Here is a 22,430-nt window from a genome sequence, read left to right as displayed (position 1 = left end):
GCGTCGGGGCCGTCAAGGGCCTGCCGGAAAATGAGGTTCGATCAGCAGCCTCGGGCGGCGCGGAGAAGGGCGGGGACCCGGTGGGGCGAGGACGGAGACGGGCGTCGGCGGTGTGTCTGCTCGCGGTGTGTGCCGCGGCCTGCGGAGGGGGGGCGGCGAGCGGGCGACGGCCGGACCGCCCGGTACTCCCGCGGCCTCCACCCGCGCCGCTTCCACCCCCGCGCCGTCCGTCTGTGCGCGCGAGGGCGCGATCCGCTGGAGTTCGCACACCTCGGAGCCCGTCCTCGTCGCCGTCTCCCCGGTGGTCGACATCGCCGAGGACGAGGGCCCGGTCGCCTTCCCGCTGCTGCACGTGCGCACGGTGGTCCCGCGGCTCGACGCGAGCGAACCGGTGCCCGAGGCCCGCATCCTCCGGTCCCTGGAGCGCCGGGAGGGGCTGGACCTGGCCCGCGTCGGGGAGACGTCCGTCCGGGACGAGGAGCCGGGCTTCGGCGAGGCCGACTACCCGGTGGCCGGACGCTTCGTGCAGGCCCGGGCGGTCCGGCTCGTCGAGGCGGACTTCACCCTCGACTGCGCCGGCACCGGCCCGGTCCACGGCCATGTGACGACCTGGCGCAGCGGTGCCGAGGCATCGCTCCAGTGCGGCTTCACCCAGGGCGCGTCCAAGTGGTCCGCCTGGGCGCGGGAGGTCTACGACCCGGCCCGCGGGGCTACTTCGTGACGCTGGGCGGGGTCAGCGGGGTGGCTGCCTGGGACTGCGGGGAGGTGGCGTTGGCGTAGGCCGACGGGGCGGCCATGCCCGCGGTCGGGTCGGTCGCGACCGCGTCGTCCACCGGCACCGGCGGGCCGCCGACCATCTGGATGTCCGCGGCGTCGAAGGCCCGCTTGATCCGCCAGCGCAGCTCGCGCTCCACGGTCAGCGACTTGCCCGGCATCGTCTTCGCCGTGACCCGCACCACCATCGACTCCAGCAGCACGCTGTCCAGGCCGAGCACCTCGATCGGGCCCCACAGCATCTCGTTCCAGGGCTCTTCCTTGCTCATCCGCTCGGCGACGTCGGAGATGACGGCCTTCACCCGGTCCAGGTCCTCCGTCGGGCGCACGGTCACGTCGACCCCGGCCGTCGACCAGCCCTGGGAGAGGTTGCCGATGCGCTTGACCTCGCCGTTGCGGACGTACCAGATCTCGCCGTTGTCGCCGCGCAGCTTCGTCACGCGCAGGCCCACCTCGATGACCTCGCCGGAGGCCACGCCCGCGTCGATCTGGTCGCCGACGCCGTACTGGTCCTCAAGGATCATGAAGACACCGGAGAGGAAGTCCGTGACGAGGTTGCGGGCGCCGAAACCGATCGCCACACCCGCGACACCGGCCGAGGCCAGCAGCGGGGCGAGATTGATGTCGAAGGTGGACAGGATCATCAGCGCCGCGGTGCCCATGATCAGGAAGCTGGCCACCGAGCGCAGCACCGAGCCGATCGCCTGGGACCGCTGACGCCGGCGCTCCACGTTGACCAGCAGCCCGCCGATCGCGGTGCCGTCGACCGCCTGGGCCGTGCGGTTCATCCGGTCTATGAGCTTGGTGATGGCCCGCCGCACCATCACTCTCAGCACCGCCGCTATCACCACGATCAGCAGGACCCGCAGACCGATCGCGAGCCAGGTGGACCAGTTCTCCTCGACCCAGCTGGCCGCGTTGGTGGCGCGCTCCTGGGCGTCCTGGAGCGTCGGGACCGTGGGGCCCGTCACCGAGGGCGACGGGGACGGTTCGGCGGCGGCCAGTAGGGCGGCGGACAAGGACACGGCGGGTACCTCCAGGTGCGGTTCTGCCTCCCGGTACTGCGGTCTGCGGGGGTCAAGGTCATCAAGGTCACGGAAAGGTCACCGAGGGGGCAGACCCACCACACTAACGGTGCATCGTGTGTGGATCGTTGCAATGTTCGAGGGAGAGACCGTGCTCACCTGGGGATGAAGAAATGTGTGGTCGAAAACACTCTCAGCCCGTTACCCGGACATGGTGGCGCTTTCGACAGGGCTGAGGGGAGACTGACTACAGATCGTCCCGGCGCGAGCCACGCGCCGCCGACGCCCAAGGAGGCATCCGTGCCGCATGTCCTGGTCCTCAACGCGTCGTACGAGCCGCTCGGCGTCGTACCGCTCCGCCGCGCGCTCGTCCTCGTCCTCGAAAACAAGGCCGTCTGCCTTGAGGAGTCCGGCGCCTTTCTGCACAGCGCAACCGTCACAGTCCCCGCACCAAGCGTGGTCCGGCTCAAGCGATTCGTCCGGGTTCCCTATCGGGGGCCCGTTCCTCTTACCCGGCGGGCGCTCTTCGCGCGTGACGGGGGCCGGTGCATGTACTGCGGTGGCGTCGCAACCAGCGTCGACCACGTCATCCCGCGCAGCCGCGGGGGCAAGCACGTCTGGGACAACGTGGTGGCGTCCTGCCGCCGCTGCAACCACGTGAAGGCCGACCGTCATCTGTTCGAGATCGGCTGGCGGCTGCGCCACAAACCGGCCCCGCCCACCGGTCTGGCCTGGCGCATCATCGGAACAGGGCATCGGGACCCGCGCTGGCTGCCGTACTTGCAGCCGTACGGCGCGGACGACGCGTTGGCCCGGATCGACGGCATCTCCGCCTGAGCATCCGGGCTTTTGTGCGTCTGCGGAGGGTGTGTGGGGACCGGTTGCACGGTCCCCTCGCGCGCTCCCCTCCCCACATCCGCGCGCGGGCCTCTTTCACGGTGCCGCGCGCCCCTCCTACGACGTCGCGCGCGCCCCGCGCACCGTGTAGAGGGCGCCTCCGGCCACGAACAGCACGGCCGCCGTCGTCAGGGCGGTGCCGCCCGCCGCCGGCTGGAGCAGCCACGCCCACGGTGGCAACGAGTTGCCCGTGAGCCCCGAGACACCCAGGTACACCGCGCTGACGTAACCGAACACCGGCAGCCAGCTCAGCCGCGCGCCCAGCACCACCGCTGCCGCCGCCGTCAGACCGGTGCAGCCCAGCACGTTGCGGATCATGGCGAGCGGGCCGAAGGTCTGCGCACTCGTGAGCACCGCGAGCGGGAGCAGGGCCGCCGCCAGCGCGGTCAGCGCCAGCAGATGCGCCGCCCGGCGGCGCCACCAGGGGCGTACCGCCGTGCGGTCCAGTTCCGCGGAGGCGCTGTGCAGGCTGGTGCCGATCGCCGCCGACGCGATCAGGGGGGCCAGGGCGACCACCGGGACCCTGCGCTCGGGGTCGAGGTAGGAGTCCAGGGCGTGGGCCGCCCACACCGCCAGCAGCGCGGTCACGAGCAGCGCGGCGACCGTCTGCGGCAGGGCGCGGGAGCGGGCGTGGAGGACGGGGCCGGTGGCCTTCACAGGGTCGGCGCCCCGCTCGCGTCGCAGCCCGTCGCCGTGGCGAAGTACTCCGACAGCCAGCTCCTGCGCCGCTCCTCGTCCATCGCCAGCAACCGGGCCCGCGCCTCCTGCCGGGCCTTGAGCGCGGCCCGGTCCGACGCCCTGCCCCGGGCGTCCTGCCGGTCGAATTCCGCCTCCATCGGGCTCGGCGCCAGGTAGTGCTCCACGGCGGCGTCCGTGGCGGCCAGGACGGGGTCCGTCCGGTCGCAGTCGGCGCGCCCGACCAAGGCCATCCCGGCCTCCCAGGCGTACCGCTCGGGATGGGTGAGCCGGCCCCGTACGGCCGACCAGCCGAGCGGGGTGACCGACGGCAGGTACACCTCGTCCTCGCGCGGCCCGTCCTGCCGGTCGGCGAAGCGGACCGGGAGGTTCTCCACGCCCTCCAGCCGGCCGGTGAGCCCGGACAGCGCGTCGGTGATCTGCGGCAGGAGCTTCTCGTAGCGGGCGTTGACGCAGACCTGCGGGGTGGTGGAGGTGTCGCACACCTGGCGCAGCGCCACCGGGTTGGTACGGGTCAGCCCGTCCCCGGTCTGGGCGAGCAGGACCGCGGCGGCGACCGCGGCGGCCAGCGGCAGCAGCGCGGTGGCCCGGCGGCGCGCGGCGTGCGCCAGGACCGCGGTGAGCGCCAGCCCGCCCACCCAGGCGACCGTGGCCAGGGGCTGCCACCACACCGGGACGTCCTCGGGCCAGAGCCTCGGCAGCGGGGAGAGGCGGTTGAGGGGACCGTAGTGGTCGTAGGACAGGACGCCGAGGACGACGTATCCGCCGAGCGCCAGCACCGGCGCCGCCAGCCGCCAGGGCACGACCCGGCCGACGACATGGCCCGCGAGCGCGGCGCAGCCGATGAGGACGGCGTCCGTCAACGGCACGACCAGGTGCGGGCTGTCCCCGGTCGCGCAGTACCAGGTGGCCAGCAGGGCCAGTCCGGCGGCGACCAGGTGCCCCACGGCGACCCAGGCGGCGACCGGGAGCGCCGTGGCGAGGAAGCGGGACAGCGACCCGCGCACGGACGTCCGCAACAACTCGCCCGTCCCGCGCCGGTGTTCCCGGCCGCCCTGCCAGCAGCCGGCGGCCAGGGCCATCGGTATGCCGAGCAGCACCGCGCCGGTGTGCAGGCGGTCCCGGGTCTCCGCCCAGCCGCCCTGCCAGGTGTCCGCCACGATCGCCGCGCCGACCAGCAGTGTCAGCAGGACGGCGACGCCCGTGAGCGGCGCGAAGCCGCGCCGGTACTCGGAGCGCAGGGGGTGGGCGGGACGGCGTGCCGCCCTCTTCTCCGCCGGCAGCGTCTTCTCCTCCGTCAGCAGCGTCATCGGGCCGTCGCCCCCGCCCCGGCGAGAAAGGCGCGGTGGCTGCGCAGGGCCGCCGTGTAGCCGCGCTCGATGGGGTGGTCGCCGATGCCGTCGGCCGTGGCGCCGAGTTCGGTGAGCGAGTGCGGCGTCCCCCGGTAGGCGAGCCGTCCGGCGGCGATGAGCGTGACGTCCGTGCAGGCCGCGGCCACGTCCTCCACCAGGTGGGTGGAGACCAGCACGGTCGCCGAGGCGCCCAGCTCGCGCAGCAACTGCCGGAACTCCACCCGCTGTTCGGGGTCGAGACCCGCGGTCGGCTCGTCCAGCAGCAGGACCCGCGGCTCGTTGACGATCGCCTGGGCGATGCCGACGCGGCGGATCATGCCGCCGGACAGCGTCCGGATCCGCGCGTCGATCCGGTCGGCGAGCCCGACCTGGGCGACGGCCCGCTCCACCGCCGCCGGGGCCGAGGCCGCGGGCATCTCCTTCAGCCAGGCCAGATAGGCCACGAACTCGCGCACCGTGAAACCCGGGTAGTAGCCGAAGTCCTGCGGCAGATAGCCCAGTCGGCGGCGGATCTCGGCCCGCCCGCGCGGATCGGCCGTGTCCTCGCCGAGGATCTCCACCCGGCCGCCGTTCGGGGCGGCGACGGTGGCGAGGACCCGGATCAGCGAGGTCTTGCCCGCGCCGTTCGGGCCGAGCAGCCCGTGCACACCGGGTCCGAAGTCGAGGTCCAGCGAGTCGAGCGCGACGGTCTTGCGGTGCCGGACGCGCAGTCCGGCCACCTGGATGGTGGTCAAGGGTGCTCCTGGAAGAAGAGGGCGCTCGCGCCGCGCGCAGGCGGGAGGGCGGCGCCGGGACGGTGCCAGGGAGTAGAGGGGGTAAGGGAGTTACGGGTTCTCAGTGCCGTTCGAGGCGGTCGTACGCGGTGCGGCGGGTGGCCAGCAGGGCCGCGCACAGCACGGCGGCCGCCGCCCAGCCGCCCTGCGCGGGCGCGCCGCCGACGTACGAGGACAGCCGGTCCGTCAGCGCCGCCGACACCGCGCCGTCCGGTGTGGCCAGGGCCGGCGCGAGGACGGCGCACAGCCAGCCGCCGCCGGTCACGGCCGTGGCCGTGCGCAGACCGAGCCAGCCGCCCAGAGCCAGCGAGGCCAGCGTCAGCGCGAGCCCGGGCAGCAGCCAGGCGGCGCCCCCCGGAGCACCCGACGACGGCAGCAGCAGCCCGGCGAGGGCCAGCAGCGGCAGGCTCACGGCCAGCACGACCGCGGTCCGCGCCAGCACCAGCCGCAGCCCTGCCGAGGGCGTCGAAGCGGCGAGTTCGTGCAGCGGGTCGGCGTGCGCGCCGTAGGACAGCGCGACCCCGGCGACCGGTACGAGCGGCGCCACCGCCAGCAGCAGCGGACGGGCGCCCTCGAACCCGGCCCAGTGGCCGAGCGCCACCGCGCCGAGCACCGCCAGCAGCACGGCGGGCAGCCAGGCACCGCGCACGGCGGGACCGGCGGCCCACAGGAGCCGCGCGAGGTGGACACGGGCGGGGCGGGCGTGCGGGGCGGCCGGGTGCTCCACCGGCGCCGGGCGCGGGGGCGCCGCCGCGAGGACCGCCTGCCGTACGGCGTCCAGGGCGGGGCCCGCCGCACTCGCGCGCACGGACCGGGAGACGCGGTCCGCGCAGCCGGCGCAGGACTCCAGGTGCTTCTCCAGCGACCAGGCGTCGGACTCCGGCAGGGAGCCGTCGGTGTAGCGGGCGACCAGGGCGTCGGACGCGTGCCAGTCGGTCATGCCGGGCCTCCCAGCGGGGACGGGTTCAACCGGGCCAGCGCCACGCGCAGTTCGGCACGGGCCCGGGTCGCCCGGGACTTGACGGTGCCCTCGGGGATACCGAGCAGCCGGGCCGTCTCGCGGGTGGTCAGACCGTCCACGACCGTGGCGCGCAGCACCTCCCGCAGCTCCGGCGAGATCCGGTCCAGGGCCGTGCCCACGTCGCCGAACTCCAGCCCCGCCAGCACCCTCTCCTCCGCGGAGGGCGCGGACGCGGCGGGCTCGTACCCGGACACGGTCCCGTCGATCGGCGTGGTCTCCAGCCGGGCCGCCCGCTCCTGCGCCCGCCGCGCGTCGACCAGCCGGCGCGCCGCGATCGTCCAGAGCCAGCCGCCGGCCTGCTCGCCGCGGTGCGCCGCCGCCGACCGCCACACCGTGACGAAGGTGTCCTGGAGCACCTCGCGCACCAGTTCGGGGTCCGCGCAGCGCCGGGTCAGCCGGGCGTGCAGCCAGCCCGCGTGCCGGTCGTAGAGGGTGGCCATCGCCGCCGGGTCCCCGGCCGCGACGGCCCGCAGCAGCGCGGTGTCCGCCGCCGCTCCCTCGTCCTTCTCCCGATGGCCCCCCACGGGGCGGAACAGTCTCACACCCCGTCTATCGACGGCCCCGACGGGACCGGTTCACGCCCGCTCGACGCGCGCTCGGGCCGTACTGACGGCGGCCTCGCGCGAACGTCGGCGGGAGGGTCGTTGCGGCGGTATTGTCCCGGTCTGGAGGTGTCGCGGCGGAGTGGAATGTGACGACAGGCACGTTGTCCGCCCGGGCACGTCTGCCACCGCGTCCGCTGGGTAGGGCTGCGGTAACCCGCAAGGGCCCGCCCGGCGCGAGCCGCCGGAGAGGCCGTAGGTCGCCGTACTCGACAAGGAGCCCCCCGTGGCCGCATCGGCACACCTTCTGCTCACCGCCCTGTCCAAACCCGAGGCGCTCATCGAGCCCGAACCGCACGTCTGCGTCTTCAGCGCGGAGAGCGCCTGCGGCGAACCCCCGCTGACCAGTGAGCCCCCGCTGTCCGCCGTCGAACCGCTGACCAGCGAGCCACCCCTGCACGAGGCGCCGCCGCTGACCAGTGAGCCCCCGCTGCACGAGGTCCCGCCGCTGACCAGCGAGCCGCCGCTGTCCCTCGCGCCGCCGCTGACCGGTGAGGCCTTCTCCCTGGGCCCGGACGGCGAGAGGCCGTAGATGACAGAGCGGCGGTCGGCCGAACCCCCCTCCGAGGACGCTTCTTCCGAGGACGTCCTTGTCGAGGACGCCCCTTCCGAGGCTCTGTCGCGTCTCGCCGAACTGCACGGCGTGGCCACCTCCTTCCGCCCCTCCCCGGACGTCACGGTCCGGGCCTCGGTCACCGCGCTCACCCTCGCGCTCACCGCGCTCGACGTCGACGTGCGCACCCCCGAGGCCGTACGGCGCGCCCTCACCGCCCGCGAACACGCGCTGCGCGAGCGGCTGCTGCCGCCGACGCTGGTCTGCTGGAGCGGACCGGACGGTGCCCCGCCCGACGCCGTCACCGCGCTTCCGCCCGGCACCCGGCTGCGGATCGAGACCGAACAGGGCGAGACCCGCGCCGGTGTCGACCGGCTCCCGCCCGGCGTCCACCGGCTGACCGCGACCGCGCCGGACGGCCGGACCGCCGTCGCGCACCTCGTCGTCGCCCCGGCCCGGCTGCCCACCGCCGCCGGACGCTCCCACGGACTCCTCGTCCAGCTCTACTCCCTGCTCTCCCACCGCTCCTGGGGCATGGGCGACCTCGGGGACCTCGCCGAACTGGCCGGCTGGGCCGGCCGGACCCTGGGCAGCGGCTTCGTCCAGGTCAACCCGCTGCACGCGGCGGTGCCCGGGGCGCCCACCGACCCCTCCCCCTACCGCCCCTCCTCCCGCCGCTTCCCCGACCCGGCGCACCTGCGCGTCGAGGACATCCCCGAGTACGCCCGGATCGAGGACCACGCCCGGGTCCGGGCCCTGCTGGAACGCGCCGCACGGCTGCGCGAGACGGTGCTGGAGAAGGACGGCCTCATCGACCGCGACGCGGTGTGGGAGCTGAAGCGGGAGGCGCTGGAACTGGTCCGCGAGGTCCCGCTCGGGCCCGGCCGGCGCGCCGCCTACGCCGACTTCCTCGCCGAGGAGGGCGAGGCGCTCCGGGACCACGCCACCTGGTGCGCGCTCGCCGAGGTGCACGGCAGCGACTGGCGCGGCTGGCCCGCCGCCCTGCGCGACCCCCGGTCCGCCGAAACCGCCCGCGCCCGCGAGGAGTTGGCGGACCGGGTCGACTTCCACTCGCTGCTCGCCTGGCTCACCGACGCCCAGCTCACCGCCGCCCAGCGCACCGCGCGCGAGGCGGGCATGCCGGTCGGGATCGTGCACGACCTCGCGGTCGGCGTGCACCCCGAGGGCGCCGACGCCTGGGCCCAGCAGGAGTACTTCGCCGCCGGGATGTCGGTCGGCGCGCCCCCGGACGCCTTCAACGCGCGCGGCCAGGACTGGGGGCTGCCGCCCTGGCGCCCCGACCGCCTCGCCGAGTCCGGCTACACGCCCTACCGGCGCCTGCTCAAGGCCCTGTTCCGGTACGCCGGCGCGCTGCGCATCGACCATGTGATGGGCCTGTTCCGCCTCTGGTGGGTCCCCCGGGGCCACCTCCCCACCGACGGCACCTACGTCCGCTACGACGCCGAGGCCATGCTCGCGATCCTGGTCCTGGAGGCGTCCCGGGCCGGGGCCCAGGTGATCGGCGAGGACCTCGGCACGGTGGAGCCCGGCGTGCGCGAGGCGCTGCGGGCGCGGGGCGTGCTCGGCACCTCGGTGCTGTGGTTCGAGCGGGACTGGGAGGGCGACGGCCACCCGCTGCCCCCCGACCGGTGGCGGGCCGACTGCCTGGCCACGGCCACCACCCACGACCTGCCCTCCACGGCCGCCCGCCTCACCGGCGAGCACGTCGAACTGCGCTACCGGCTCGGCCTGTTGACCCGCTCCCTGGAGGAGGAGCGGGCGGAGGCGGCCGCCGACACCGCCGAGTGGCTGGAGGTGCTGACCCGCCTCGGCCTGCTGCGCGGCGCCGACGGCGGACCCGGTACGTTCCAGGAGGCGTTGGAGGGGGAGCCCGCACCGGACGAACCCTCGCGGGAGGAGGCCGAGATCCAGGCCGTGCACCGCTTCCTGCTGCGCACCCCCGCCCGCATGGTCGGCCTCTGGCTCCCCGACGCCGTGGGCGACCGCCGCCCCCAGAACCTCCCCGGCACCTGGGACCAGTACCCCAACTGGCGGCTGCCCGTCGCCGACGCCGACGGCCGGCCGGTGACCCTGGAGGACCTGGCCGCCTCCCCCAGACTGCGCGCGCTGGCGGAGGTCCTGCGGCGCCCGGACGCGTGACCGCCGGTGCCGCGCCGTCGGACGGGGCCTGTTGCGCGACAGGCCCCGGAGGGCTCATATGCACCCCCGGACGAGCGGCCCCATCCGGGGTTCGATACTTTGGGCACCGTGGACAAGAAGAACGCCCTGCGCGCCGGCGCCCTGGCCGCCGGTACGACGCTGATGATGCTGCTCATGTCGTCCCCCGCGCTCGCGCTGACCCGCGACGACGGTGACGACCCCGGCACCGGCCTGAGCGTGATCGAGACGCTGGGCCTGTTCGTCGTGGCCCCGATCGTCCTGTTCCTGGCCATCACGGCCCTCGTCATGGTCCTGGACCGCTCCGCCCCGGAGCACCTGGTCAGGGCCAAGCCGAAGGCGAAGGCAAAGGTCCCCGCGAAGGTCTGACCCCACCCGAACTCTTCGAGGGCGCCGCACCCGACGCCCGTACGCGCAGACCGCCGTACGGGGCCGGGGGCGGCGCCTTCCGCGTCCGCGGGGCTGCGTCGGGTCCGGGCTGCGGCCCGTCCACGGCGTCCGCGGCGTCTTCGCCGTCGACGCCCGCCTCCTCCGCCCTCTCCGCCGCCTCCGCCGCATTCACGGCCGCCCCCGATGCCGCCTTCGCCGCCGTCACGGCCGCCGCCTCCGCCGCATTCACGGCCGCCCCCGATGCCGCCTTCGCCGCCGTCACGGCCGCCGCCTCCGCCGCATTCACGCCGCTCCCGATGCCGCCTTCGCCGCCGTCACGGCCGCCGCCTCCGACGCGGCCTCGACCGCCGCCCCCGTCACGGGTTCGGGGCCGTCAGATAGCGCTGAACCGTCGGCGCCAGCCATGCCACCACCTCCTCCGGGCGCAACGCCACGGCCGGCGGCAGCCGCAGCACGTACCGGGTGAGCGCCAGCCCGAGCAACTGCGAGGCGGCGAGCCCCGCCCGCACCGGACCCTGCTCGGGGTCCGGGCACACCTGCCGGGCGAGCGGCAGCAGTTGCTCCCCGAAGATGTGCTGCATCCGCTCGGCCCCGGCCTGATTGGTGACGCCGACCCGGAGCAGTGCGGTGAGCACCTCGTTCTCCTCCCACAGATGCAGGAAGTGCAGGACGAGCGCCTCGCCGACCTCCGTGCGCGGCAGCCGGTCGAGGTCCGGCAGTTTCAGGTCGACCGAGACGGCCGCCGCGAACAGCCCCTCCTTGTTGCCGTAGTAGCGCATCACCATCGACGGATCGATGGCGGCGTCCTTGGCGATGGCCCTGATGGTGGCCCGTTCGTAGCCGTCGGCCGCGAAGCGTTCGCGGGCCGCGGCGAGGATCGCCGTGCGGGTGGTCTCGGATCGTCGGCGGCCCCCATTCCCGGAATCGGCCGCGGTACTGCGTTCATTTCCAGTCATGCCAACAAGCGTAGGCCAACGAGCGTAGGCCAACAAGTGTTGACTCTCGCCGGAGAGCGTCCTATCGTCGTCAACGAGCGTTGGCCAACAGGTGTTGGCAAATCGGAGGCGTTGGCTCTAGGAGGCAACCATGAATGGCATCGGCACCGGCTTCGGTATCGGCACCGACCCGAACCCCACCCCCCGCCCGGGCGCCGAAGACACCCCTCACTCCGTGGTCGTCGTGGGCTGCGGCCCCACCGGTCTGCTGCTCGCCGGTGACCTCGCCGCCGCCGGCGTGCCGGTCACCCTGGTCGAGAAGCGCCCGCACCGGATCAGCAACCTCTCCCGCGCGATCGTCGTCCACGCCCGCACCCTCGAACTCCTCGACGCCCGCTCCCTCGCCGAGGAGGCCGAGTCCCTCGGCCGGCGGCTGGACCGGATGCGCCTGTTCACCCGGCTCACCGTCCAGTTCGACACCCTCCCCTCCCGCTTCAAGCACCTCCTGGTCCTCCCGCAGTACGAGATGGAGCGGATCCTGGAGCGGCGGGCGGTCGCGGCCGGGGTGCGGTTCCGGTACGAGACCGAGGTGACCGGGCTCGCCCAGGACGAGACCGGGGTCACGGTTCACACGCGCGGCTCCGACGGCACCCCCGGCACGCTCCGGGCGGCGTACGTCGTCGGCGCCGACGGCATGCGCAGCACCGTGCGCAACGCGGTGGGCCTGCCCTTCCCCGGCCGTTCCGTGATCCGTTCCGTCCTGCTCGCCGACGTCAAGCTGGCCGACCCGCCCGACGAGGTGCTCTCCGTGCACGCCCGCGGCGACGCCTTCGTCTTCTTCGCGGACTTCGGTGACGGCTACTACCGGATCGTCGCCTGGCACCGCCGCCGCGACATCCCCGAGAGCGAGCTGCTGCACCTGGAGGAGGTCCGCGAGACCGTGCGGCTCGCCGCCGGGCACGACTTCGGGATGCACGACGCCCGCTGGCTCTCCCGCTTCCACAGCGACGAACGCCAGGCGCCCTCCTACCGGGTGGGCCGGGTCTTCCTGGCCGGCGACGCCGCGCACGTGCACACCCCGGCCGGCGGCCAGGGCATGAACCTGGGGCTTCAGGACGCGGCGAACCTCGGCTGGAAGCTCGTCGCCGTGCTCCAGGGCCGCGCGAAGGACGAACTCCTCGACACCTACCAGCAGGAGCGGCACCCCGTCGGCACGCAGGCCATGCGCAGCTCCGGCGCCATCGTCCGCCTCGCCATGGCCAAGCACCCCTGGGAGCTGGGGCTGCGGGCGACGCTCACGTCCACCCTCAACACCCTCGGCCCGCTCCGCCGCAAGGTGGCCCTGCAGATCACCGGCATCGGCGTCGACTACGGCGCCCCCGAGGGCGCCCACGAGCTGACCGGTTCCCGGGCGGCGGACGAGGACCTGGCGGGCGGCCGGCTCTACGAGGCGCTGCGCGGCGGCCGGTTCGTCCTGATCGCCGCCGACGACGAGTGCCCGGACAAGACGGGCCTGGAGGACGTCCTGGCGGTGGAGCGCCGCGCGGGCCGCGGGCGGGACGGCGCCCCGACGGTCCTGGTGCGGCCCGACGGATACGTGGCCTGGGCGGCCGACGCCCCCTCCCGGGCGGAGGTCGAGGCGGCGGTGCGGGCGCATGTGGGGGAGCCGCTGCCGTCGGCCCCCTGAGCGTCACGGGCGGGCGGACTCCCCGGTTCCCGCCAGCAGTTCCCGCAGCAGGCCGGCCAGGTGGCCGGCCTGTTCGGCGTTCAGGGCGGCGAGCGCCTCCGTCTGGAGGGCGAGTCCGGTGCCGACCGCCTCGTCGACCAGGGTCAGCCCCGGCTCGGTCAGGGTCACCTGGAGTCCGCGGCGGTCGTGCGGGTCGGGGGAGCGGCGCAGCAGCCCGGCCCGCTCCAGCTTGTCCAGCCGCCCGGTCATGCCGCCGGTGGTGAGCATCAGCGTCGCCGAGAGCTGACGCGGCGAGAGGGTGTACGGGGCGCCGGAGCGGCGCAGGGTCGCCAGGACGTCGAACTCGCCCCGGGAGATCCCGAAGCGGGCGTAGCCCTTCTCCATGCGGTCGCCCATGGCGCGGGCGAGGCGGTTGATCCGCCCGAAGACCTCCATCGCGGCGGTGTCGAGGTCGGGCCGCACGGCCGCCCACTGGTCGATGATCGCGTCGACGGCGTCCGGGCGCCGCTCAGGGCGTGCGTTCATGTGCCGAGTATCCGGCCTGGAAGGATCACCCGCAAGAAAGTGGCTTGACGGAAAGTAGCTTAGAGGTAAGCTACTTATTATCGACCTGATCGAAGGGTGTCTCCCATGGCCACCGGCCGTCCCGCACTCATCGCCGTCACCGCTCTGGCGCCCGTCTCGTGGGGCACCACCTACTACGTCACCACCGAGTTCCTCCCGCCGGACCGGCCCCTGTTCACCGGCCTGATGCGCGCGCTGCCCGCCGGTCTGCTGCTGGTCGCGATCGCCCGGACGCTGCCGCGCGGCTCCTGGTGGTGGCGGTCCGCGGTGCTCGGCGCCCTCAACATCGGCGCCTTCTTCCCGCTGCTGTTCCTGGCCGCCTACCGCCTGCCCGGCGGCCCCGCCGCGGTCGTCGGCTCGGTCGGACCGCTCTTCGTCGTCGGTCTCTCGGCGCTGCTGCTCGGCACCCGGCCCACCGCCCGGGCGCTGGTCACCGGCGCCGCCGCGGTGGCCGGGGTGGGTCTGGTGGTGCTCAGGGCGGTCGGCGCGCTGGACGCCCTGGGGCTGCTCGCGGCCCTCGCCTCGACGGCGTCCATGTCGACCGGCACCGTGCTCGCCAAGAGGTGGGGGCGCCCCGAGGGCGCCGGACCGACCGCGCTGGCCGGCTGGCAGCTCACCGTCGGCGGGCTGCTCATCGCGCCGGCCGCCTTCGCGGTCGAGGGCGCGCCGCCCGCCCTGGACGCCCGCGCGGCCGCCGGCTACCTCTACCTCGCCCTGGCCGGTACGGCGGTCGCGTACTGGCTCTGGTTCCGCGGCATCGGCCGCCTCAGTGCCACCCAGGTCACCTTCCTGATCCCGCTCTCCCCGCTGACCGCGGCCGTCGTCGGGTGGGCCGCGCTGGGGGAGTCCCTCGCCCCGGTGCAGCTCGTCGGCATGGTGATCGCGCTCGGCGCGACGGCCGCCGGGCAGCTGGTGGGCGGCGGGGAGGGGACCGGGCGCCTGTTCCGGCCCACTCACCAGGACCGGGACGAGGCCGGCAGCGCGAAGGGGCGCCGGTCCCGGACCGGCACCCCTTCGTCCCGCTGACCGCAGGGGTTACCCGGCCGCCGCGTCCGCGGCCTGGGCCTTCAGGGCACGCTCCACACCCGAGCGCGACTCCGAGACCAGCCGGCGCAGGGCCGCGTTCGGCTCCGCCGTGCTCAGCCAGGCGTCCGTCTTGGCGAGGGTCTCCGCGGAGACCTGGAGCGTCGGGTACAGGCCGACCGCGATCTGCTGGGCGATCTCGTGCGAACGGGTCTCCCAGACCGACTTCAGGACCTCGAAGTACCTGTCCGTGTACTCCGCCAGCAGCTCACGCTGGTCCGTCTGCACGAAGCCCGCGATCACCGCCTCCTGGACGGCGTTCGGGAGCTTGTCGGACTCCACGACCTGGGTCCAGGCGTCCGCCTTCGCCTCCGCCGTCGGACGGGCCGCGCGAGCCGTCGCCGCGTGCCGCTCGCCCGCCGCCGTACGGTCCCGCTCGTACTCGCCGGCGATCTCGGTCTCGTCGTAGCGCCCCACCGCGGCCAGTCGCTGGACCAGCGCCCAGCGCAGCTCGGTGTCGACGGCCAGACCCTCGATCGTCTGCGTGCCGTCCAGCAGGGCCTCCAGCAGGTCCAGCTGCTCCGGCGTACGGGCCGTCGCCGCGAACGCCCGCGCCCACGCCAGCTGGTGGTCGCCGCCCGCCGGAGCGGAGCGCAGGTGCGCCAGCGTGGCGTCCGTCCAGCGGGTCAGCAGGGCCTCACGGGCCGCCGGGTCGGCGTACAGCTCGATCGCCAGCTTCACCTGACGGTGCAGCGACTGCACGACACCGATGTCCGACTCCTTGCCGATGCCGGAGAGCACCAGCGACAGGTAGTCCCGGGCGGGCAGTTCCGCGTCGCGGGTCATGTCCCACGCGGACGCCCAGCACAGGGCGCGCGGCAGGGAGGACTCGAAGTCGCCCAGGTGCTCGGTGACGAAGGCCAGCGACTCCTCGTCCAGCCGCACCTTGGCGTACGACAGGTCGTCGTCGTTGAGCAGGACGACCGCCGGACGGCGCCGGCCGGCCAGCTGCTGAACCGCCGTCAGCTCGCCGTCGACGTCCAGCTCCAGCCGCTCCTCGCGGACCAGCTTGCCGCTCGCCCCGTCGAGTTCGTACAGGCCGACCGCGATGCGGTGCGGCCGCAGCGTCGGCTCGCCCTGGGCGCCCGCGGGCAGCGCCGGGGCCTCCTGGCGGATCGCGAAGGAGGTGATCAGACCCTCCGCGTCCGTCTCGATCTCCGGGCGCAGGACGTTGATGCCGGCCGTCTCCAGCCACGCCTTCGACCACGCCTTCAGATCACGCCCGCTGGTCTCCTCCAGCGCCCCGAGCAGATCGCTCAGCCGCGTGTTGCCGTACGCGTGCGCCTTGAAGTACGCCTGCACGCCCCGGAAGAACTCGTCCATGCCGACATAGGCCACCAGCTGCTTCAGGACGGAGGCGCCCTTGGCGTAGGTGATGCCGTCGAAGTTGACCAGGACGTCGTCCAGGTCCCGGATCTCGGCCATGATCGGGTGCGTGGAGGGCAGTTGGTCCTGCCGGTACGCCCAGGTCTTCATGGAGTTGGCGAACGTCGTCCAGGCGTGCGGCCAGCGCGAGTCGGGCGCGTACGCCTGGCAGGCGATGGAGGTGTAGGTGGCGAACGACTCGTTCAGCCACAGGTCGTTCCACCACTCCATGGTGACCAGGTCGCCGAACCACATGTGGGCCAGCTCGTGCAGGATCGTCTCGGCCCGCATCTCGTACGCCGCGTCCGTCACCTTGGAGCGGAAGACGTACTGGTCGCGGATGGTCACCGCGCCCGCGTTCTCCATCGCGCCCGCGTTGAACTCCGGCACGAAGAGCTGGTCGTACTTCCCGAACGGGTAGTCGTAGTCGAACTTCTCCTGGAACCAGTCGAAGCCCTGCCGGGTGACCTCGAAGATCGCGTCCGAGTCGAGGTACTCGGCGAGCGAGGGGCGGCAGTAGATGCCGAGCGGGACGGACTGGCCGTCCTTCTCGTAGACGCTGTGCACGGAGTGGTACGGGCCGACGATCAGCGCCGTGATGTACGTCGAGATCCGCGGCGTCGGCTCGAACGCCCAGACGTCGTCCTTCGGTTCGGGCGTCGGCGAGTTGGAGACGACGGTCCAGCCGGCCGGCGCCTTCACGGTGAACGTGAAGGTGGCCTTGAGGTCGGGCTGTTCGAAGGAGGCGAAGACCCGGCGGGCGTCCGGCACCTCGAACTGGGTGTAGAGATAGGCCTGGTCGTCGACCGGGTCGACGAACCGGTGCAGTCCCTCACCGGTGTTGGTGTACGCGCAGTCCGCGACGACCCGCAGGACGTTGCGGCCCTCCAGCAGACCCGCGAGCGCGATCCGGGAGTCCTCGAAGACCTCGGCCGGGTCGAGCGCGTCGCCGTTGAGGGTCACCTCGTGCACGGTGGGCGCCACCAGGTCGATGAAGGACTCGGCGCCGCCCTCAAGAACGTCGAAGCGCACCGTGGTCGCGGACCGGTAGGTGCCGCCCTCCTGCGCGCCGGAGAGGTCGAGTTCGATCTCGTACGAGTCAACGGTGAGCAGCTTCGCCCGCTGCTGCGCCTCTTCGCGAGTCAGGTTTGTGCCAGGCACGCGGTCATCTCCTCGTTATGTGTGGGTTCGGTCATCCTTCCATGGGACCTGCGCGGAAGGCGATGTCCGTTTACCGCCGGTCGGCGGGGCGCGGGGGCGGGAACCTGGGGGCATGACGACCTATATCGCACGCCCCATCGAGCCGCGGGCCCTGAAAGAGCTGCGCGTCACCGACGACGCCGGCCGCACCACCGTGCCCCGCACGGACCCCGAGGGCGGCGCCCCCTTGCGCTGCTGTCTGCGCCGCAGCGCGCCGGGCGAGCGGATCGCGCTGGTCAGCTACGCGCCGCTGCGCCGCTGGGCGGCCGCGACGGGAGTCGACCCGGGCGCCTACGACGAGCAGGGCCCGGTCTTCGTCCACGCCGAGGAGTGCGCGGGCCCGGCCGGCGACGGCCACCCCTTCGCCGGGGCCCACCGCACGGTCCGCCGGTACTCCGCCGACGGACGCATCCTCGGCGGCCGGCTTGTCGAGTCCCTCGGCGACGACGCCTTCCGAGACGCCTTCGACGACCCGGAGGTGGCGCTGGTCCACGTCCGGGCCGTCGAGTACGGCTGCTTCCTCTACGAGGTGGGGCGAGGTTAGGCCTTGAGGTCGGCCGCCACCAGCTCCGCGATCTGCACCGCGTTCAGCGCGGCGCCCTTGCGGAGGTTGTCGTTGGAGACGAACAGGGCCAGGCCGTGCTCCACCGTCTCGTCGGCGCGGATCCGGCCCACGTAGGAGGCGTCCTTGCCGGCCGCCTGGAGCGGGGTCGGGATGTCGGAGAGGGCCACGCCCGGGGCGCCGCCCAGCAGCTCGGTGGCGCGCTCGACGCTGATCGGGCGGGCGAACCGGGCGTTGATCTGGAGGGAGTGCCCGGAGAAGACCGGGACCCGGACACAGGTGCCGGAGACCTTCAGCTCCGGGATCTCCAGGATCTTGCGGGACTCGTTGCGCAGCTTCTGCTCCTCGTCGGTCTCGTGCAGACCGTCGTCGACGAGGTTGCCCGCCAGGGGCAGCACGTTGAAGGCGATGGGGCGCTTGTAGACCTGCGGCTCGGGGAAGTCGATCGCCTCGCCGTCGTGGGTCAGCTTGTCGGCGTCCGCGATCACCTTCTGCGCCTGGCCGTGCAGCTCGGCCACGCCCGCGACGCCGGAGCCGGACACCGCCTGGTAGGTGGCGACGACCAGCGCTTCCAGGCCCGCCTCCTCGTGCAGCGGACGGAGCACCGGCATCGCGGCCATCGTGGTGCAGTTCGGGTTGGCGATGATGCCCTTGGGGCGGTCCGCGATGGCGTGCGGGTTCACCTCGGACACCACCAGCGGCACCTCGGGGTCCTTGCGCCAGGCGGAGGAGTTGTCGATCACCACGGCGCCCTGCGCGGCGACCTTCTCCGCCAGCGCCTTCGAGGTCGCGCCGCCCGCGGAGAACAGCACGATGTCCAGGCCGGTGTAGTCGGCCGTGGCCGCGTCCTCCACCGTCACGCCGTCCAGAACCGTCCCCGCCGAGCGGGCCGAGGCGAACAGACGCAGCTCCGTGACCGGGAAGTCCCGCTCGGCGAGGATCCTGCGCATGACCGTGCCGACCTGGCCGGTGGCTCCGACGATTCCTACCTTCACGGCGACTCCTAGGTGTGACGTGCGTGTGTGCCCGGACGGCCGGGACCCTTCCATCATGCGCGGGACCCCGGCGTCCGTGTCCAATCCTTTGCCCGAGGGGCGGACTGCCACGCCTTCAGCCGCGCTTCTCGATCACCCACTCACCGAGAGCCCTGACCTGCAGGATTCCCTCCGAGACGCGGTACGGGCCGGAAGTTGCGGTGACTTTGACCGCGGGGAACAGGTTTTCGTCCAGTTGGTAGAGGTGCTGGATGCCCCCGGTCGAGGCGTACGTCACCTCCACCGGGGGCCCGATGTGACGTACGACTCCGTACGCGGTGCCCTGGGTGCGCGGGCCCAGCACCGGGGCCTCGTCGAAGGGCGCCGGCTCCAGCCGCCACTTGGTGTCCTCGGGGCAGAGGACGACCACGAAGCAGCTGCCGCCCGGATCGACCCAGACGGGGCCGAGGGCGGGCCGGTGGCGGTCGGTGACGTCGGCGATGATCGCCGTCTTCCCGAAGGGGTGGTTCGCGGCGTGCGCCTGAAGCCGTCCGTCCTTCTTCCGGGAGGTCCGGTGGAGGGTCATCAGGGTGGGCGGCCCCTGGTAGCGCAGGACGGTCGTGCCCCTGCCCTCGGTCCGCCCGGTGATCAGCGGCGCCTGCTCCTCGGGCAGCAGCCGCAGGCTCCACTCACCGGAGTGCTTGACCCGCAGCGGCCGCTCGGCCGTGCCCGCGGTGAAGGTCAGCCCCGTGCCCCGGACGCCGTGGCCGTAGGTGTTGATCCACTCGGTCTCGTCCCCGTACTCGTCGACCGCCCACAGTCCGACGTCGTGGCTGCGGGTGGCGCCCTTGAACTCGTACGCCACCAGGGACGGGCGCCCCGGCCGGGGGTTGACCAGCGTCAGCGTCTCCGGGCTCCGGCCCGTGTAGAGGCCGGGCGCGCCGCCCTGGGCGGGGGTGCGCGGGGGCAGCGGGGCGGTGGTCAGCTCCCACTCGTGGCGGCTCTTGTCGATCGAGACCAGCAGCGGCCCGTCGGGGAGATCGACGGTCTCCCTGACCCGCTTGCCGTTCCAGGCGTGCACCAGCCGCTGGGGGTGCCGGAACTCCTCCGGGTCCTCGCCCCGGTGCTGGTTGATCCGGAACCAGCCGCTGTGCGGGTCCTTCGCCCGGACCTTCAGCTCGGCCGCGTTGCCGGTGTACACCAGGACCTCGGGGCCGGTGCCGGTGATCGTGCCCGCGCCCATCGGGAGCGCCGCCGACAGGGGCAGCACCTTGAGCATCCACTCGCCGGAGCAGGACACCTTCAGCTTCAGCGGGCCGCCCTTGCGGGGCGGGGTGAACAGGACCCGGCCCCGGTGCTCGGGCAGGTCGTGGCAGAAGATCGTGTCGTCGCGGCCGGGTATCTCGACCTGGATCCACTGGTAGCCCTCGACCCGCGCCTCCATGATCACCGGCAGTGAGTTCGGGGGGAACCTGATGTCCATGGTGACGTTCTTGGCGCTGCCCTTGCCGCTGCGGACGACCGGCTCGAAGTCGAAGTGGTCGAAGAACGCGGGGCGCCGGGACGAGGCGGGCACGGTGGCGGCGACGGCGGGAGCCGAGGCCGTAGGAACCGCGGGCGAGGGCAGGGAGGCGGCGGGCACGGCCGTCGCGGGTGGGGCCGCCGCCGGTCCGGACGGGGACGGCACCCGCGCCGCCGGTGCGAAGCCCTCGGCGGGAGCCGCGCCGGACTTGGACACGCCCGTCAGCGGTACCGGCCCCGAGGCCGGGGGAGCCGCCACCGCCGGCGCCGGTTCCCGTGCCACCACGATCCCGAAGTCCGTCGCGAGCCCGGCCAGCCCCGAGTCGTACCCCTGTCCGACCGCGCGGAACTTCCACTCACCGTTGCGCCGGTAGAACTCGCCGAGCACGAAGGCCGTTTCGGCGGCGGCGTCCGTCACCTCGTAGTGCGCCACGATCGCACCGTCCGGTGCCACGGTCTGCGCCGCGAGCCCGGGAACCTGCCCGAAGGTGCCGTCGTCGCACGAGCCGGCGATCAGCACTCGCTGGACCTCCGGTTCCATCCGGGGCAGATCCAGCTCCAGCCATTCCGCGAGCCGGTCACCGCTGTCCCCGGTGCCGATGTGCCGCACCGCACCGGCGGGGTGCGTGGGCTGGCCGTGGAAGACGAGGTCGGCGTCGCCGCGCACTTTGCCCGCCGCGTCCAGCAGCAGCGCCGACACTTCCACCGCGGGCGCCCCGGGAACCTTCCGGCGGCACACGGCGACCCGCAGCTGACCTGTGGGGACAGGGGTGTTGGCCCCCTTGGTGATGATCGTCATGGGACACATGGTGGCAGTGGAGACAATGTGAAGAAAACATTCCGTCGATCACGATCGAACGTTTCCGCCCCGAGTGGCGTCCTAGGGGAAACGCGGCTGGGGAGGGGTGGCTGTGCTGCGCAGAATGACCCGTCGCGGCCTGGGGGACGGGGTGCCGAAGGCACCGGACGACCCCCTGGACGCGACTCAGGAACGCAGGGTGCGAGCGGTGCTCGCGCTCGGCGGGGTGCCGCAGGCGGACCTGTTGGACGGGGTGCAGCAGGTCCGTCTGCGGCTGCTGGAGCGGGCCGCGAGCGGCAAGGAGGCGCCGCGGGACGTCTCGGCGTGGGCGGCGGTCGTCGCCTCCAACCTCGCCATGGACTGGCACCGGGCCAAGCGCCGTCAGGAGCGGCTCGGCGAACGCCTGGCCGCCCTGCGCCAGTCGGAGCACCCCTCCGGCGAGGACACCAGCCTGCTGTCCCTCGCCGTGGCCCAGGGCCTGGACGAACTGCCCGACGCGCAGCGCCAGGTGGTGGTGCTGCGCTTCTTCGGCGACCTGCCCGTGCGGGACATCGCCGAGCAGCTCGACATCCCCGAGGGCACGGTCAAGAGCAGGCTGCACACGGCGGTACGGGCCCTGCGCTCCCGCCTGCACGAGGACGAGGTGGTGTGACGTGACCGCCGAGAACAGTGGCATCGACGCCCTGATGGCCGCGATCACCGACGAACCCCTGCCCGAGGGGGCGGACGACGCCTTCCTCGCCGAACACCGCTCGGCGGCCGCCGACATCGCGGTCCTCAGAGAGCAACTGGGCATCATCGGGCGGGCTCTGGGCGAGGGCGAGGAGCCGGTCCCGGACGTGCGCCCCGCACCGGCACCCCGACCGGTCCGGCCGGTACCTCCGGTCCGGCGCCGGATGTTCCGGCCGGCGGTCGGTTCGCTGGCGGTGGCCGCCGCGGCGAGCGTGATGGCGGGCCTGGGCTGGCTGGTCTCCGCGTCCGGCACGGGCGCGAACAGCGACCAGGCGACCTCGGCCGACGCCGGAGGCAAGTCGGAGTCCTCCGCCGCGGCCGAGGCGCACCTGTCCTACGCCGACCCCGGCCGGCTCGCCTGTGCCGCCCTGGTCGCCGAGGCGGAGGTCACCTCCGCCGAACCGGCGGCCGGCGCCCGGGTCCGGGTGGCGCTCGAGGTGACCCGGATCCACCAGCAGACCGGGAAGCGGGCCGTCACGAAGGAGGATCCGCTCGTCTACGTCGTCGACGAGAACACCGCTCCGGGTCTGCGGGTGGGCGACCACGTCCTGTTCGGTGTCCAGCGCGGGGCGGCCGAGCCCGACCTGTGGGTGGTCGGCGAGCGGGCGATCGCCGTGGAACGCGAGTGGATCACCCGCTCGCTCCCCGAGGCCCGCTCCCGGGGCTGCGGTTGAGACCGGACCGGGGATGACGAACGGCCGCGCATGAGAAAGGGGCGGGCGCCCGTACGGACGCCCGCCCCGGTCA

The 22,430-nt window shown here is 73.7% G+C and carries 21 protein-coding genes; 10 read left to right on the top strand and 11 right to left on the bottom strand.

Features of this window, described 5'->3' with window-relative positions:
• Positions 1 to 127 precede the first annotated feature (127 nt).
• Positions 128 to 721 carry a hypothetical protein gene (locus ABT296_RS07405; RefSeq protein WP_351924230.1) on the top strand — a complete coding sequence of 198 codons (594 nt, stop codon included), beginning with the start codon at positions 128 to 130 and terminating at the stop codon, positions 719 to 721.
• On the opposite strand, the gene ABT296_RS07400 is transcribed toward ABT296_RS07405, so the two are convergent.
• A complete protein-coding gene (locus ABT296_RS07400; RefSeq protein WP_351924228.1) occupies positions 711 to 1,799 on the bottom strand; it encodes a mechanosensitive ion channel family protein in 1,089 nt (362 codons plus the stop codon). The two genes, ABT296_RS07405 and ABT296_RS07400, sit on opposite strands and share 11 nt — an antisense overlap.
• A 300-nt stretch (positions 1,800 to 2,099) precedes the next feature.
• On the opposite strand from ABT296_RS07400, the gene ABT296_RS07395 reads away from it, so the two are divergent.
• A complete protein-coding gene (locus ABT296_RS07395) occupies positions 2,100 to 2,636 on the top strand; it encodes an HNH endonuclease (protein ID WP_351924226.1) in 537 nt (178 codons plus the stop codon).
• A gap of 117 nt (positions 2,637 to 2,753) precedes the next feature.
• On the opposite strand, the gene ABT296_RS07390 is transcribed toward ABT296_RS07395, so the two are convergent.
• From ABT296_RS07390 to ABT296_RS07370, 5 genes are all read right to left on the bottom strand, one after another.
• Positions 2,754 to 3,353: a hypothetical protein gene (locus tag ABT296_RS07390; protein WP_351924224.1), complete on the bottom strand. Its 600-nt coding sequence runs from the start codon at positions 3,351 to 3,353 to the stop codon at positions 2,754 to 2,756.
• Positions 3,350 to 4,702: a hypothetical protein gene (locus tag ABT296_RS07385; RefSeq protein ID WP_351924222.1), complete on the bottom strand. Its 1,353-nt coding sequence runs from the start codon at positions 4,700 to 4,702 to the stop codon at positions 3,350 to 3,352. The genes ABT296_RS07390 and ABT296_RS07385 overlap by 4 nt, the downstream gene beginning before the upstream one ends.
• Positions 4,699 to 5,478: an ABC transporter ATP-binding protein gene (locus ABT296_RS07380; protein WP_351924220.1), complete on the bottom strand. Its 780-nt coding sequence runs from the start codon at positions 5,476 to 5,478 to the stop codon at positions 4,699 to 4,701. Before ABT296_RS07380 ends, ABT296_RS07385 begins: the two co-directional genes overlap by 4 nt.
• Before the next feature lie 100 nt (positions 5,479 to 5,578).
• Positions 5,579 to 6,457, bottom strand: a complete 879-nt coding sequence (locus ABT296_RS07375; RefSeq protein WP_351924219.1) for a zf-HC2 domain-containing protein — start codon at positions 6,455 to 6,457, stop codon at positions 5,579 to 5,581.
• Positions 6,454 to 7,080 carry an RNA polymerase sigma factor gene (locus tag ABT296_RS07370; RefSeq protein ID WP_502977199.1) on the bottom strand — a complete coding sequence of 209 codons (627 nt, stop codon included), beginning with the start codon at positions 7,078 to 7,080 and terminating at the stop codon, positions 6,454 to 6,456. Before ABT296_RS07370 ends, ABT296_RS07375 begins: the two co-directional genes overlap by 4 nt.
• A gap of 286 nt (positions 7,081 to 7,366) precedes the next feature.
• Here ABT296_RS07370 and ABT296_RS07365 point away from each other — a divergent pair, with 286 nt between their 5' ends.
• From ABT296_RS07365 to ABT296_RS07355, 3 genes are all read left to right on the top strand, one after another.
• The gene (locus ABT296_RS07365; protein ID WP_351924217.1) at positions 7,367 to 7,672 is read left to right on the top strand and encodes a hypothetical protein; all 306 of its coding nucleotides are present in this window, start codon (positions 7,367 to 7,369) and stop codon (positions 7,670 to 7,672) included.
• On the top strand, positions 7,673 to 9,853 hold the full coding sequence (malQ, locus tag ABT296_RS07360; protein WP_351924215.1) for a 4-alpha-glucanotransferase: 2,181 nt from the start codon (positions 7,673 to 7,675) through the stop codon (positions 9,851 to 9,853).
• A gap of 108 nt (positions 9,854 to 9,961) precedes the next feature.
• Positions 9,962 to 10,240 carry a hypothetical protein gene (locus ABT296_RS07355; protein WP_351924213.1) on the top strand — a complete coding sequence of 93 codons (279 nt, stop codon included), beginning with the start codon at positions 9,962 to 9,964 and terminating at the stop codon, positions 10,238 to 10,240.
• Positions 10,241 to 10,617: 377 nt separating this feature from the next.
• Here the strand turns inward: ABT296_RS07355 and ABT296_RS07350 are convergent, their stop codons facing one another.
• Positions 10,618 to 11,217 (bottom strand): TetR/AcrR family transcriptional regulator, encoded by a 600-nt coding sequence (locus ABT296_RS07350; RefSeq protein ID WP_351924211.1) that lies wholly within the window; start codon positions 11,215 to 11,217, stop codon positions 10,618 to 10,620.
• A gap of 130 nt (positions 11,218 to 11,347) precedes the next feature.
• Between ABT296_RS07350 and ABT296_RS07345 the strand changes: the two genes are divergently transcribed.
• Entirely contained in the window at positions 11,348 to 12,883 is a 1,536-nt protein-coding gene (locus ABT296_RS07345) for an FAD-dependent monooxygenase (RefSeq protein WP_351924208.1), read from the top strand.
• Positions 12,884 to 12,886: 3 nt separating this feature from the next.
• Here ABT296_RS07345 and ABT296_RS07340 read toward each other — a convergent pair whose 3' ends face one another.
• Complete coding sequence (locus ABT296_RS07340; protein ID WP_351924206.1) at positions 12,887 to 13,408, bottom strand: MarR family winged helix-turn-helix transcriptional regulator; 522 nt, start codon at positions 13,406 to 13,408, stop codon at positions 12,887 to 12,889.
• 105 nt (positions 13,409 to 13,513) lie between these two features.
• On the opposite strand from ABT296_RS07340, the gene ABT296_RS07335 reads away from it, so the two are divergent.
• Complete coding sequence (locus tag ABT296_RS07335) at positions 13,514 to 14,473, top strand: EamA family transporter (protein ID WP_351924204.1); 960 nt, start codon at positions 13,514 to 13,516, stop codon at positions 14,471 to 14,473.
• Positions 14,474 to 14,482: 9 nt separating this feature from the next.
• Here ABT296_RS07335 and pepN read toward each other — a convergent pair whose 3' ends face one another.
• On the bottom strand, positions 14,483 to 17,056 hold the full coding sequence (pepN, locus tag ABT296_RS07330; RefSeq protein ID WP_351924202.1) for an aminopeptidase N: 2,574 nt from the start codon (positions 17,054 to 17,056) through the stop codon (positions 14,483 to 14,485).
• Positions 17,057 to 17,168: 112 nt separating this feature from the next.
• Between pepN and ABT296_RS07325 the strand changes: the two genes are divergently transcribed.
• On the top strand, positions 17,169 to 17,639 hold the full coding sequence (locus tag ABT296_RS07325) for a DUF1203 domain-containing protein (RefSeq protein ID WP_351924200.1): 471 nt from the start codon (positions 17,169 to 17,171) through the stop codon (positions 17,637 to 17,639).
• On the opposite strand, the gene ABT296_RS07320 is transcribed toward ABT296_RS07325, so the two are convergent.
• Both ABT296_RS07320 and ABT296_RS07315 read right to left on the bottom strand, forming a co-directional pair.
• Positions 17,636 to 18,652, bottom strand: coding sequence for an aspartate-semialdehyde dehydrogenase (locus ABT296_RS07320; RefSeq protein ID WP_351924197.1), 1,017 nt, complete (start codon positions 18,650 to 18,652; stop codon positions 17,636 to 17,638). The genes ABT296_RS07325 and ABT296_RS07320 overlap by 4 nt on opposite strands.
• A 115-nt stretch (positions 18,653 to 18,767) precedes the next feature.
• Positions 18,768 to 20,951 carry a TerD family protein gene (locus ABT296_RS07315; RefSeq protein WP_351924195.1) on the bottom strand — a complete coding sequence of 728 codons (2,184 nt, stop codon included), beginning with the start codon at positions 20,949 to 20,951 and terminating at the stop codon, positions 18,768 to 18,770.
• Positions 20,952 to 21,075: 124 nt separating this feature from the next.
• Between ABT296_RS07315 and ABT296_RS07310 the strand changes: the two genes are divergently transcribed.
• Complete coding sequence (locus ABT296_RS07310; protein WP_351924193.1) at positions 21,076 to 21,603, top strand: RNA polymerase sigma factor; 528 nt, start codon at positions 21,076 to 21,078, stop codon at positions 21,601 to 21,603.
• A gap of 1 nt (position 21,604) precedes the next feature.
• Positions 21,605 to 22,357 (top strand): hypothetical protein, encoded by a 753-nt coding sequence (locus tag ABT296_RS07305; RefSeq protein WP_351924191.1) that lies wholly within the window; start codon positions 21,605 to 21,607, stop codon positions 22,355 to 22,357.
• Positions 22,358 to 22,430 lie beyond the last annotated feature (73 nt).

The organism is Streptomyces sp. NPDC000983 (assembly GCF_040299205.1).
Lineage (GTDB): Bacteria > Actinomycetota > Actinomycetes > Streptomycetales > Streptomycetaceae > Streptomyces.
The sequence above is the reverse complement of the archived record's forward strand: the minus strand, read 5'-3'. Positions and strand labels throughout refer to the sequence as shown.